The 14,640-nt window shown below is 36.9% G+C and carries 9 protein-coding genes; 7 read left to right on the plus strand and 2 right to left on the minus strand.

Annotated features, from left to right (window positions below):
* Positions 1-174: 174 nt before the first annotated feature.
* Both H4J39_RS14880 and H4J39_RS14885 read left to right on the plus strand, forming a co-directional pair.
* Positions 175-4,788, plus strand: coding sequence for an EAL domain-containing protein (locus H4J39_RS14880; RefSeq protein WP_182229172.1), 4,614 nt, complete (start codon positions 175-177; stop codon positions 4,786-4,788).
* A gap of 176 nt (positions 4,789-4,964) precedes the next feature.
* On the plus strand, positions 4,965-5,219 hold the full coding sequence (locus H4J39_RS14885; RefSeq protein WP_182229173.1) for a hypothetical protein: 255 nt from the start codon (positions 4,965-4,967) through the stop codon (positions 5,217-5,219).
* 588 nt (positions 5,220-5,807) lie between these two features.
* Here H4J39_RS14885 and fadJ read toward each other — a convergent pair.
* Positions 5,808-8,015 carry a fatty acid oxidation complex subunit alpha FadJ gene (fadJ, locus tag H4J39_RS14890; RefSeq protein ID WP_182229174.1) on the minus strand — a complete coding sequence of 736 codons (2,208 nt, stop codon included), beginning with the start codon at positions 8,013-8,015 and terminating at the stop codon, positions 5,808-5,810.
* A complete protein-coding gene (fadI, locus tag H4J39_RS14895; protein WP_182181972.1) occupies positions 8,015-9,322 on the minus strand; it encodes an acetyl-CoA C-acyltransferase FadI in 1,308 nt (435 codons plus the stop codon). Before fadI ends, fadJ begins: the two co-directional genes overlap by 1 nt.
* A gap of 246 nt (positions 9,323-9,568) precedes the next feature.
* On the opposite strand from fadI, the gene H4J39_RS14900 reads away from it, so the two are divergent.
* From H4J39_RS14900 to H4J39_RS14920, 5 genes are all read left to right on the plus strand, one after another.
* A complete protein-coding gene (locus H4J39_RS14900) occupies positions 9,569-10,534 on the plus strand; it encodes a MoxR family ATPase (RefSeq protein WP_182225314.1) in 966 nt (321 codons plus the stop codon).
* Positions 10,535-10,584: 50 nt separating this feature from the next.
* The gene (locus tag H4J39_RS14905) at positions 10,585-11,628 is read left to right on the plus strand and encodes a DUF58 domain-containing protein (RefSeq protein WP_182229175.1); all 1,044 of its coding nucleotides are present in this window, start codon (positions 10,585-10,587) and stop codon (positions 11,626-11,628) included.
* Positions 11,616-12,125, plus strand: coding sequence for a DUF4381 domain-containing protein (locus H4J39_RS14910; RefSeq protein WP_182229176.1), 510 nt, complete (start codon positions 11,616-11,618; stop codon positions 12,123-12,125). The genes H4J39_RS14905 and H4J39_RS14910 overlap by 13 nt, the downstream gene beginning before the upstream one ends.
* Complete coding sequence (locus H4J39_RS14915; RefSeq protein ID WP_182223351.1) at positions 12,122-13,120, plus strand: VWA domain-containing protein; 999 nt, start codon at positions 12,122-12,124, stop codon at positions 13,118-13,120. Before H4J39_RS14910 ends, H4J39_RS14915 begins: the two co-directional genes overlap by 4 nt.
* A 1-nt stretch (position 13,121) precedes the next feature.
* The coding region (locus H4J39_RS14920) for a VWA domain-containing protein (RefSeq protein WP_182229177.1) at positions 13,122-14,640 on the plus strand (1,519 nt) is incomplete at its 3' end.

Genomic DNA, 14,640 nt, shown 5'->3' on the forward strand with positions numbered 1-14,640 from the left:
GCATCATTTTTAATGTGATGTATGCAATACGAATAACAAAAATAATAAAATTGCTTGCTTAATTTACTCAGTTAAAAACCAGTCTACTCTTTATTTAAAGATATTTTTTCTGGTTGTTTTTAATATTAATCGTGTAAATAAGCCTAATTAAAGCTTCTATCAAAGGTTGTATTTGTGCTTAATTTTTTTCCCAAGAGTTACCTCGTAAAGTTTCAACAGTTTTTCCGAATCTTCTGTTTATTAACTTCGACATTAATATTTAGCATTCATATCACTTACGCGGAAGAAACAACCACTGAAAGTCTTATCACTGCAAATACCTCGTTATCAAATCAAGCCGCTTTAAAGTTTAAGCACTTACTCTCCGCTGACGGTTTAAGCCAAAATAATGTTTTTGACATAACACAAGACCATGATGGATTCATTTGGATAGCAACCGAAGATGGGCTCAATAGATATGACGGAAAAAATTTCGTAAAATATCGAAAAAATTTAGCTGATCCTAACTCAATCGCAAATAACTTTATTCGTAAAGTTTTTGTTGATAATGCTGGTGTGCTTTGGGTAGGAACTGAAAAAGGGCTAAGTAAATATAACGTACTGCTTGATAACTTTGAAAACTTTTATCATCAAGAAGGTAATAATGAATCATTAAAAGACGATATGATTTGGGATATCTATCAAGATAAAAACAATAATATTTGGGTATCTACCACAAGTGGCATTCATAAATTTAACGAAGCGAATAATTATTTTAAACAAATAAAAATTCACGGACTTGAAGGTCGATTAAGAGAAATAAAAACTATTTATCAAGATTTAAAAGGAAACTTTTGGTTTGGCAGTTACGACAAAGGTATTTTCTTAGTTAATGAAAACCTAAATTACGCAGAGTCACTACAAAAGAAAAACAACAAATGGCATATAACTATTTTTGCTAACTCAATGTTTGATATAAAAGAAATAAATGGTAATTATTGGCTAGCCACTGATAACGGTGTTTACGTATTAGATGAAAATTATAATTTAATTGATCGTTACTATACAACCCACCCAACCAATAAAATAATTTCGAACAAGGTTAGAAGTATAGTTTTCACAGATTTATCAACGGTATGGATTGCTACAGAAAATGGCTTGAATATTGTAAATTTGAAGACTAACGATATAAAAACTGTACAAAATAGCTCACAAAATAAAAGTATTTCAACAAACGAGTTATTAACAATATTTAAAGATAATTCAGATAATATCTGGATAGGTACGTATGGAAAAGGACTTAATTTCTTCATTAGCGGTAGTCAGCACTTCCAGCATTTTTTATCCGATTCAAATGTATCAATAGAATTATTTGTAATTTCGGCTGACAAAAAATTATGGGTATACTCAGGGGAATCAGGACTCGCTCCAATAAAAAGTGAACTTGATTCGAATAGTAAAGCTGTACTAGAAGATGAAGATATCTTTCAAGCTATTCCAGATAATAAGAACAACATTTGGTTATATACCTTAACTGATAAACTCTATATTTATGATACATCCACAAATGTAGCTGAGGAACTAAAGGATTGGCATAAAAAATCTATGTATAATAGGAGTTATCAGTTACAAATTATGGGTGAGTTAATTTGGTTCATTGATAATGATGGGAAGTTAGTAAATTATAATATTACTTCCAAAAAATTCTTTAGAGTACAAGCCAACAACAGTGAGAAACTTAAAGGTATATATATAGATGACAACCAAACTCTTTGGAGCTTTTCAACAGATAACCAATTAATCAGTATTGATTTATCTCAAACCAATAGTATAAAAGATAGTTTTGTTTACCATAAACTTTCAAAATTTAAAACTGTACCAGATTTTGATATTAGTAATATTATATCTTCAAATTCATGGGTATGGTTAAGTTCCGAACAAGGACTTTTACTTTATGATAAAGACAAAAAAACTACGACATATTTTAATGAAGATAATGGCTTATCAAATAACTCAACATATTCAATAACTCTAGATAGTAAAGAAAACGCATGGTTATCATCTAATGGCGTGATTAACCAAATCACCCCTAAATCTAAGAAAATAAAGGAATTTGGTAAAGATTTTCACCTATCAGACAATGAATTCTATTCAAATTCATCAATTAAAACATCAGATAATAGTATCTATTTTGGTGTAAATAATGGTTATTTAAAACTATCCCCATCAAAAATCACAAAGATGACACAAACTATTAATCCTCCAACATTTACTCAATTACGCATTGCCAACAATCGTATCAATATTAACAGTAAATTATCTTCCACTCCAACTCATAAAACAAATGAATTTTCGTTACCTAAAAATTTAAGTCAGTTACAAAAATTAACGTTGAAGCATGAACAGTCCCCCTTTAGTATTGAGTTTATTTCTCCAAACACAAAGTTTCCAGATCAAGTAGCTTATCGTTATCAATTGAAAAGTTTAGATAAAGACTGGATAGAAGCCGGAAAAGATAACTACCGAGCGACCTATACCAACCTGAGTCACGGTGACTATATTTTTGAAGTTGAAGTCTATGATTTACTAGGTACTGTTCCAAGTCAAAAAAGTACCTTAAACATTCATATACTCGCTCCTTGGTGGTTATCAAAAAGCGCTATAAGTGTTTATGCCCTACTTGTCTTATTAGTCATTGCTTATTTTGTTCAGCAAATGCGCCATAAGCGTTTATTTCACTTACAAATTCAAAAAAGTGAAGAACGTTTGAAGCTTTCCTTATGGGGAAGTGGCGATGAGATGTGGGATTGGAATATAGTAACCGGAAAGATATATCGCTCAAACATATGGGGGATTTTAGAATTCCCTCAAGATGGAAAACGTAATGTCGGCTCCGATAAAACCAATATTAACGAACACGACATCGAACGTGTTCGGAATGCGATTAACGACCATTTTGATAACGACACAGACCATTTTGAAGCAACATACCGTGTAAAGAATAAAGATGATAAATGGATCTGGGTACTTGACCGTGGAAAAATAGTAGAACGTGATGAAAAAGGTACACCAACCCGCATGACCGGGACCCTTAAGGACATAAGCCGCATAAAAAAAGCAGATGAAAGATTAAAGTTATTTGCCAAGTGTATTGAAAACATCTCAGATGCTGTTGTTATTTATGATCGTTCTTTTAACATTGTAGATGTCAATAAATCTTATCAACGCATCACAAAAAAAACGAGAAAAGAGATGCTCGGTATAACATTAGATTTTGCCCAATACCCAAAAAGTTTCACCAAAGATGTAAAGAAGCACTTAATAACCAAAGGCAGTTGGCACGACGAAATCGAAAGTAAACGTGATAATGGCGAAGAGTATTTAACCGACCTTAATATCGATGTGATACTTGATGAGAATAAAAGTATTTCTCATTTTGTTGGTGTGTTTTCTGATATAACTAAACGCAAAGAAACTGAAGCTGAACTGCGTAAATTAGCTAATAGCGATACATTAACAGGCCTGCCTAATCGTTCATATTTTCAAGCCAATCAAACTTCATTAGTCAATAAAAAAGCACCTCATGCTTTATTGGTTTTTGACTTAGATAATTTTAAAAAAATCAATGACTCTATGGGGCACGAAGTTGGTGACGTACTTTTATGCCAAGTAGCCAAAAGAATGCAAGCCGTTGGTAGAAAACAAGATACTGTTTATCGCCTAGGTGGTGACGAGTTTAGTATTATTATTGAGAATACTAACGATATTCATACAATTACCAGTATAGCTAAAGAAGTGCTGAGTACCATTGCTCAACCACTTAAACTAAAGAACCATGAAGTTGTGCTTTTTAGTAGCTTAGGTATTGTACTTTACCCTGAAGATGGCATATCGCCACAAGAGCTACTCAAAAATGCCGATACGGCTATGTACCACGCTAAAAATAATGGCGGTAATAAATACCAATTTTTCAGTGACTCAATGAACAAAGCCGCCGTAAAACGTTTACAAGTAGAAAGTTTAATACGACACGGCTTAAAAGAAGACTCTTTTTCAGTTTTTTATCAACCTAAAATTGAAATTTCTACCGGTAAAGTTGCGGGTATGGAAGCGTTAGTGCGTTTTGAAACACCTAAAAAAGGCATTATCAGTCCGATAACTTTTATCCCTATCTCTGAAGAAACAGGCCAAATAATTGACATTGGCGAAGTGGTTTTAAGAAAGTCATGTTTTGCGACTAAAAAATGGGTTGATGCCGGATTATTTACAGGTCGAGTTGCTGTTAATTTATCAGCGGTGCAATTTACCCAGCCTAATTTGGTTGGCATGATCGCTGACATTCTCAAAGAAAGCCAATTACCCGCAAAGTACCTTGAATTAGAAATAACCGAAGGTACGGTAATGGACTCGCCACAAAAAGCTATTGATATTATGCTGCAAATTCGTGCGATGGGTATTCACTTATCACTTGATGATTTTGGCACCGGTTATTCGTCACTCGCTTATCTAAAAAAGTTTCCATTGAACACGCTGAAAATTGATAAAGCTTTTGTTGATGATATTGAAGAGTCAGAACAAGGGCGTAACATGGTTGCTACTATAGTGACAATTGCGCACAACTTAGGCATGCAAGTAGTCGCAGAGGGTGTTGAAACCAATCAACAGCTCAACTTCCTCTCTGGTTTACGCTGTGAGCAATTACAGGGTTATTTATACAGTAAACCATTGCCAGAAAATGACTTTCAGAAATATCTACTCTCACACCAAATAACTAACAAATCGACTAATTTTGGCAAAACGTCACGTTAATGACACTATATGCCCAAAAAAGCTCATAAACATCACTTGCCGCTTACAAAATTTTGACACGCATATTTCCCTAAAAAAAACATTGTAAAAGCCTTATTTAATAAGGCTTTTACTTTTTGGCACAGTACGTGCTTTATTATTTATGAAATTAATAATAATAAATTAAGGAAACATGAATGCTTAGCTCACTTATTTTATCTCTAGCCATGTCAGCGTCACCAGCTCCAGTAATAGAGAGTAATACTCTAGATATAATTCAAACTGGCCGTAAGGGCGTTAGAATTAATAATCAATTGAAAATCGAAATAACTGGCCGTAAAGGCGTTAGAATTAATAATCAATTGAAAATAGAAAAAACTGGCCGTAAAGGGGTTAGAATTGACCATAAATTAAAAATAGAAAATACAGGTCGTAAAGGTGTACGCATCTAGGAGTCCAAAATGATTAACTTATTTAAAACTTTATTTGTGACAACGAAAGCAAACCCTATTGCTGCTAGCATTGAAATTAAAGAGATGCCTGCAAGCAAGTGGTGGAAGTAATAAATATTTGACAACTATGTTTCAATAGTTGGTTTGAAGAAAGACACTGTTTGCTACAAGGAATGTAGCTGTCTTATTTTACCTAGAGTGGTAAAGAAAAATTAACTTTAAAAGCATCTAAGCTTTTAAAATTAGTGTATTAAAGCCAAACATCTTATTCACCTTCATACGTTTTTTCATACAGAACATTGGCCAGATAAAAGGCCCAAACACTAATCCTGCACATGCCCAGCGCTTCAAGCCTAAACCACTAAGCAAAGCCTGACAGTAGAAAAATCCTGAACAAAAAATACTGATAAATCCTAAAAGTAACAACATAATACTTACCACTAAACTGACTAAGAAATTTACTGGCGAAATATAACTAATTTAGAGTATTTATTCAACTTTTTCATATGGTAAACAAGCATAAAAAAAGAGGCAATGTATTGCCTCTTTTATCATTTACTTACCTGTAGTATGGCGATTCTTTGCCAGTTACGAGTAATATTTGTTACCCGTTTCAGCCATGTTAATTAATGCTTGGCAAGGTTTAAAACGCTCTCCAAGTTCATTACTCCATAGGTTTAGCTTATTCACAATAGTTTCTGCGCCTAAGGTATCCATGTAATGGAATGGTCCACCTAAGAATGGAGGAAAACCAATACCAAAAATAGCGCCGATATCACCGTCCCTTGCATTGCGAATAATACCTTCATCTAAACATCTTGCAGCTTCGTTTAACATCATAAAAACACAACGTTGCACAAGCTCATCATTCGTTTTTTGATCTTTAATAATAATATTTAATAATGAGTAAACAGATTCATCAACAAGTTTCTTGGTTACTTTCTTACCTTGCTTATCTTTATAAAGATAAAAGCCCTTTTGAACTTTTTTACCCAAGCGCTTATCAGAAATAAGTTTATTAAACGCTTCAGGCGCCGCAAAGCGTTCACCTAATTCAGCTTGTAAAATAGGCCCAATTTTAGCGCCTATATCGATACCCACTTCATCGAGTAATTGAATTGGGCCAACAGGGAAACCAAAGTTAACTAATGCTTTATCTAACTTTCCAATCGACTCACCTTCTAGCAATAACAAAGCAGCTTCATTCATATAAGGCGCTAATATACGGTTCACATAGAAGCCCGCTTTATCTTGCACAACAATTGGAGTTTTCCCCTGCTTTTTAGCAAAAGCGACTGTCGTTGATATCGTTTGATCAGATGTTTTTGAATGAGCAATGATTTCTGCTAACGGCATTTTATCTACTGGGGAAAAGTAATGTAAACCAATTACGTTTTCAGGGCGTAGCGCTTTTTCTGCAATTTTCCCAATCGGTAAGCTTGATGTATTACTCGCAAAAATAGTGTGCTCAGAGCAAATACTTTCCATGTCATCAACCATTTTTTGCTTTAACGATAGATCTTCAAAAACAGCTTCTATGACCATGTCAACATTTTTAAAACCACTGTAATCAACACAACCTGTGATCTTGGCTAATTGCTTTTGCATTTCGCTTTTTAACATAAAGCGGCGTTTAACTTTCTTGTTAAGTATGTCGTAACCATACTTCATTGCATGGCTGATCCCCTGCGGTGCTATATCTTTAATACGTACATCAACATTCGCTTTAGTGGCACTAACAAAAGCAATGCCGCCGCCCATTAAACCACCACCTAAAACACCTACACGGTGAATCGGTTTAGCATCGACACCTTCTATGCCCTGCTCTTTTTTCATGTCGGTAGTGGCGAAGAAAATCTGTCTTAATTGTGCTGACTCTGGTGACATCACTAATTCACCAAAATGATCGGCTTCTGTTTGGTAACCACGCACTGATGACTTTTCAATACCGCTACGCACACAATCAATAATTTTAAGTGGCGAAGGATAGTTTCCTTTTGTTTTCGCTAATACAGATTTAGTCGCTTGATTAAATATTATCTTACGGCCAACCGCATTACCTTCAAGTGCTTTGTCTAGCATGCTGATTTTTCGTTGGCTCTTCTTAATTTTACTGGCTTTGCCTTGTGCAGCTAAGACTAAGTTTTCTGCAGCAGAAACTAAAATACTATTAGGTACAACATCGACAATTAAACCCGCCTTTAACGCTTGTTTTGCTCGAAGCTGTTTTCCCGTTAACATCATGTCTAATGCTTTTTGAATACCCACCAATTTTGGTAAACGTTGTGTGCCACCGCTACCAGGTAATAACCCTAACTGTACTTCGGGTAAACCTAATGCTGTTTTAACATTATCACTACAAATACGTGCATGACACGCCATGGCAAGTTCAAGTCCGCCACCTAGGCAAGCACCATTAATAGCCGCAACAACAGGAATTGAAAGGCTTTCAATTTGATCAAAAATCAATTGTCCTTGGCGAGAAAGTGCTGTTGCTTCGCTCGCACTTTGACAGCTTGCCAGCATATTAATATCAGCACCCGCCACAAAAGAATCTTTTTTGCCACTAAGTAAAACAATACCTTTAATCGTACTATCATTACGTATTTCTTTTAATACCGTATCAATTTCCTCTGAAAACTCAGCTTTCAAAGTATTCATGGATTCGCCAATCACATCCATGACTAAATGAGCAATGCCATTATCTTGGCGAATTAAGGTAAACGTACTCATATTATTACTCTCTTGGTTAATCTCTTTATCGTTTGCTTGGTTGCTATCGTTTTGTGCAGTCATTAGTCTGTCTCCACAATCATTGCCGCGCCTAAGCCACCAGCTGCACATGCTGTTGTTAAACCGGTGCCACCACCACGACGATTCAATTCATTGAGGGTTTGCACAATTAAACGTGTGCCAGTTGCCGCAAACGGGTGACCATAAGCTAGAGAACCGCCCATAACATTGAACTTAGACATGTCTATTTCGCCAATCGCTTTATCTTGACCTAATTGCTCACGGGCAAACTTAGTACTGGCAAACATTTTCATATTAGCCAGTGCTTGCGCTGCAAAAGCTTCATGCATTTCAATTAAATCTAAATCTTTTAATTCCATACCCGCACGTTTAAGAGCTAATGGCGTCGCATAACTTGGACCCATTAACATATCTTGCCAAACATCAATGGCAGCAAAAGCATAACTCTTAATATAGCCAAGCGGTTTATAACCTAATTCTTTGGCTCGGCCTTCGCGCATTAAAATAATAGCAGAGGCACCATCTGTTAATGGTGTACTGGTTGCTGCAGTCACTGTGCCGTGTTTTCTGTCAAAGCAAGGGCGTAACTTTTTATAACCCGCTAGTTCTGAGTTTTCACGAATACAATTATCTTTTTCAATAAAACTTTTATAAGGTTCACTGTAGGCGGTCATCACTTCACCCGTTAACTTACCTTCTTGCCAACTTTGGGTCGCTAAAGTATGTGAACGGTGTGCTAACTCATCTTGTGCTTCACGAGAGATATTATGAGTTTTCGCCATTTGTTCAGCGGTTTGCCCCATTGATATACCCGTTGAGTACTCAGCAACAGCTGGTGGAACAGGCATAATATCTTTTAAACCTAACTGGCGAATAAGTGAAATTTTTTGCCCTAAATTTCTCGCTTTACTTAAATCAAGTAAGATACGCGCAAACTTTTTAGAAACACCAATAGGTGCAACAGATGAAGAGTCAGCACCACCGGCAATACCCACATCAACATAACCAGCCATTATAGCTTCAGTTACATTAACCGTTGATTGAAAGCTTGTTGCACAAGCTCTTGAAACACTATAAGCATCAGTATTAACATTCATACCGGTGCCTAAAACAATTTCTCGTGCAATGTTTGGCGCTTCTGGCATTTGAACCACTTGACCAAAAACCAACTGATCGATAATAGTAGGGTCAATATCATGCTTTTTTAGCAATTCATTAACGACAATTTTTCCTAAATCTACTGCTGGAACACCATGAAAAGCAGTCGCTTGTTTTGCAAATGGTGTACGCAAACCAGCCACTACAGCAATGCGTTCTCCGTTTCGAGTCGTTAAATTCATTTTTGTCATGTGTTACCCTTCTATCGTAATATCTAGTTTTATCGTCTTTAGACCAAGAGGTCTGACCACTTATTTGTTGCTTTATTCTAACCTCAAATGAAATAAATACAACTCCCTGCTAAAACGTGAAGTATTCATTCCAATATAAATTGTTAAAAATCATGTCAAATCGTAAAAATCGCTTGTTTTATGGTACCTGAACCTTATATATATACCCATAGGTTTAACAATAAAAACAAGTAAGTGGTAGTTAGCATGGCAATTGAACATTTTTCATCTTTAAAAGAATACTTATCTCAACAAATTATCGGTCAACACGCCCTTGTTGAAAACTTACTAATCGCACTCCTTGCCAATGGCCACTTAATTGTAGAAGGTCCTCCCGGCTTAGCAAAGACTCGTGCAGTAAATGCACTAGCTGAAGGAATTGAAGCAGACTTTCATCGTGTACAATTTACACCTGACTTGTTACCTGCTGATTTAACGGGCACAGATATTTACCGCCCTGAAGACGGTACCTTTGTTTTCCAACCAGGACCTCTTTTTAGAAATCTAGTTCTCGCCGATGAAATAAACCGTGCACCAGCAAAAGTACAATCGGCTTTATTAGAAGCGATGGCAGAAGGACAAATTACGGTTGGTCGTAATACCTACCCACTCCCCGATTTGTTTTTAGTGATGGCAACACAAAATCCGATTGAGCAAGAAGGTACGTATCCACTACCTGAAGCGCAATTGGATCGATTTTTAATGCACATTGAAATCGATTATCCTGATGCTGTAAGTGAATTAGCTATTTTAAAACTCAACCGTGGTGAAGCACTTCAACATAACAAAGAAAGTAAAAAACCGGTAAAAGAGATATCACAAAGTGATATTTTTGCCGCTCGTGATCAAGTGATGGAAATTCATATGGCACCAGCGATTGAAAATTATATTGTTGATTTAATCATGGCAACACGTACGCCAGAAAAATATGACGACCAATTAAAAAAATGGCTAGCATATGGCGCTAGCCCACGAGCAACAATAGCACTTGACCGGTGTTCACGTGCTAGAGCTTGGTTACATAATCGTGATTTTGTTAGCCCTGAAGATGTTCAAGCCGTATTCCATAATGTTTTACGTCATCGTATTTTATTAACTTATCAAGCTGAAGCTGAAGGTATTAGCAGTAATCAACTTCTTGATCACTTATTAAGCTTAGTCGCTGTTGCTTAAGTCGCTTAACAACATCAATAAAATGAACGATCAATTTTGTAAGTAAATTTATGTGGCTTAATCAAAAAAAAGAACAAAATCAGCAAGACATTGTAAGTCTGCTCAATGGTATTGCCAGTAATGGGATTGAATTATCTATTGATGAATTAATTCAATATCAAAACAAAATTAGACTCATTGATCTTGCTGCACGTAAAAGTCAGCATGGTCAAATGTCGGGCAATTATCTCTCTCGCAGTAAAGGGCGAGGGATGGAGTTTGACGAAGTGCGTCATTACCAAAATGGCGACGACATTCGTGCCATTGACTGGCGAGTAACCGCAAGAACAGGTAAAACCCATACCAAGATTTTTCGCGAAGAAGTTGAACGTCCTGTACTGGTGGTTACCGACCTAAGCAGTTCGATGCTATTTGGTAGCCAACTCCTTTTTAAGTCAGTGCAAGCGGCACATTTAGCAGCATTAGTGACTTGGCATGCTAAAGGTCGAGGCGATCGAGTGGGCGGTATTATTTTTAATGAACATAAGCATAGCGAATTAAAACCGCGCAGCCGTAAGCAAGGCGTGCTCCATTACTTACATAGTTTAGTTGAAACGCATCAGCACACCCTGTTACTTCAACAACAAGGTCAAAGCGAATCACACGCTAGTTCCCCTCTGTCTAGCGAGCAATTAAATGATTCTGCCAATGCCGCTTTTGAAGAAAATTGCGCACGATTAAGGCAACTTGCACGACCGGGAAGTTTAGTTCATTTGATCACTGACGGTAACCATATTAGCCAAGAAACTATCCGTCACTTATCTCATATCAGTCGTCATTGCGAATTGGTAGTATGTTTAATAAGTGATCCTCTAGAACACGATTTACCCACCAGTAAATATAAAATGAATGTTGCCGTAACCGATGGAATATCGAAACAGCAATTATTAATTGGTGACGCTGCATCGGCTAAAGATTATCACCAACAAGCCAGTCAACTCGCTCAACAAAAACAAGATTTATTACTTAAGGCCGGCGCGAGAGTTTTACACTTTTCATCAGGCCAAACTTTAGAGCAGCAGTTAACCGATGGAGTCGCCTCATGGAAGCGTTAAAACAGCCGTCTGAACAATTAGCTCAACTAAAAGATATTCATTTACCGGAGCAGATCCATAATTATCCTATCGCATATGGCTGGTGGATATTACTTGCTGGTTTATTGGTTACCTTAATTTTCATGATTGTTAAATGGCAGAAACGACGAAAACTCAATATTGCCAAAAAGGTTGCACTAACAAAACTTAAAAACACCGACAACAATGACGACGTCATCGCATTGCTTAAGTGGGCTGCTTTTCAATACTTTCCACGTAATGAAGTTGCCTCATTACATGGTGAGTCATTAAAAAACTATTTCCTCAAAAAATTACCCGTTAAACAACAAGAAAAGTTTCAACTGTTGTCTGACCAGCAATTTAACAACAAATATCAGCTCACTGACAACCCAGAAAATGAAACGTTGAAGGAAGCCGCTCATCTTTGGCTCAGTCAAGCACTACCACCGAAGTTGCTAAAGAAAAATTCGGTAACAGCACATGAGAGACAGTCATGATTAATCTACTACTACCTTGGGTATTATTAGCGCTGCCAATACCTTTGTTCATGTATCTATTACCCGTAAAAAATCAAAACCAAACAGCGGCATTAAAAATGCCTCTGTTAATTCAAAATGCCTCAAGTCAAACTTATACGGCTAAAAACAAAAAGTCTCCTCGAGTTTTGTTCTTACTTATTTGGGTATTAGTCGTTATTTCTGCCAGTCAACCACAGTGGCTAGGTGAGTCAGTTAATGTGCCCACCGAAGGGCGTGAGATGATGATCGCCGTTGATCTGTCGGGCAGTATGCAAGTAGAAGATATGCAAATAAATGGTCGCACGGTTAATCGCTTAGATATGTTAAAAGTATTATTAGGTGACTTTATCGAACGTCGAACAGGTGATCGTCTAGGACTTATTCTCTTTGGTGACGACGCCTATATGCAAACGCCGATGACCTTTGATAGAAAGACAGTACAACAGATGCTTGATGAAGCCGTATTAGGCTTAGTTGGTAAACAAACAGCCATTGGTGACGCTATTGCCTTGGCAGTAAAGCGCTTCGATACAAAAAAAGATTCAAACCGCGTATTATTACTGTTAACTGACGGCCAAAATACTGCCGGTAAAATAACACCCGAACAAGCATTAGAGCTTGCTGTAGCAAAAGATATTACCATTTACTCAGTTGGTATTGGCGCAGATGTTATGATCCAAAATTCAATTTTTGGCAAACGCCAAATTAATCCTTCCAGTGAATTAGACGAGGAATCATTGCAACAATTAGCCAGCGAAACGGGTGGTTATTACTTTCGAGCTCGCGACAGTAAAGACATGAGTGAAATATACGAATTACTTGATGCTCTAGAACCCATAGAACAAGACCAACAACAAATGCGACCTTTGACTGCATTATTTTATTGGCCACTAACAATAGCGTTACTGCTATCATTTTTCTATTTAATCTGGGTAAACCTGCCCGTATATAAGTTAAAAGGAGCGAGTAAATAACATGGCTGACTTTCACTTTATTCGCCCTTGGTGGCTATTCGCTATTATCGCTTTGGCTTTGGCATTAAAACTACTTAATAAATACCGCTTAAGCCAATCAGGCTGGCAACAGCTATTGCCGCAACATTTAGCGAATGTTTTAGTTGATAAACAACACAGCAAACAGAAATTGTCACTGACTTTACCTTTTATTATTGGTTTACTTGCGATTGTTGCCTTAGCCGGACCTACCTGGAAAAAGCTGCCTCAACCTGTTTATCAAACCGCACGGGGCTCAGTGTTGATCATGGATATGTCTTACTCTATGTATTCGACTGATATTTCACCCAATCGATTAACACGATCACGTTACAAGGCCATTGATTTACTTGAACAATTAAATGAAGGCGAAATTGGGCTTGTCGCCTATGCAGGAGACGCTTTTACTATTAGCCCTCTAACAGATGACATTAATAATATTAAGTTGTTATTACCTTCTTTATCGCCTGAGTTAATGCCAGAACTAGGCAGTAATCCTTTAGCAGCACTAACACTTGCTCACGACATGCTCGTTAATGCAGGTCATAGCAAAGGTGATATATATTGGTTTACTGATGGCATTGACAACTATGATATTCAAGACATCACTAATTGGAGTCGAAACAACAACCATCGTTTGAATGTGTTAGGCATAGGTACAAGGTCAGGCGCACCTATAAAACTCAACAATGGCGAATTGATGAAAGATAATAACGGTTCAATTATCGTTCCTAAATTATCAGTGTCGGCATTAAAAGGAGCCGCGAAAAGAGGTCGTGGTTATTACGCAACCCTTGCTAATAATAATAAAGATATTGAACAGTTATTATATAAACCACTTGATATTGAAGAGCAACAACAAAAAGAGTCTTCAAATACGGGTGATGAATGGCAAGAAGCTGGCCCCTATTTATTATTATTAGTCTTACCCTTGCTGCTGCCCTACTTTCGCCGAGGACGCTTACTGGCCATATTGCCAATAATGTTATTAATAACACCCGTTGATAAGAGCTATGCGGACGGTTCAACCCTAGCCAATACGGTTCAACCAAGTACGATAGCAACATCAGAGCAAGTACCGAGTGAAAATTTAGCGAGAAGTTATTGGGATAATTTATGGCAAACTAAAGACCAGCAAGGACAAAAGCAATTCAATGCTGAAGCTTTTCAACAAGCAGCAAATAGTTTTGAAAATTCATCATGGCAGGGGAGCTCTTATTATCGCTCTGGAGAATACGAACAAGCATTAACAGCATTTCAGCAACAAGACACCGCGGAAGCTCTATATAACCAAGGTAATGCTTTAGCACAATTAAAGCGAATTGATGAAGCGATTGAAGCTTACACGCAAGCGCTGAAAAAAAATCCAAAACATGAGGATGCAAAGGCCAATAAAACTTATCTTGAAGCGTTAAAAAAACAGCAAGAACAACAGGATCAGCAACAAGACAAACAAGACAAACAAGATAAAAATAAAGAAAAAAACAACGACGAAAATCAGC

Source organism: Colwellia sp. Bg11-12, assembly GCF_014076955.1.
Lineage (GTDB): Bacteria > Pseudomonadota > Gammaproteobacteria > Enterobacterales > Alteromonadaceae > Colwellia_A.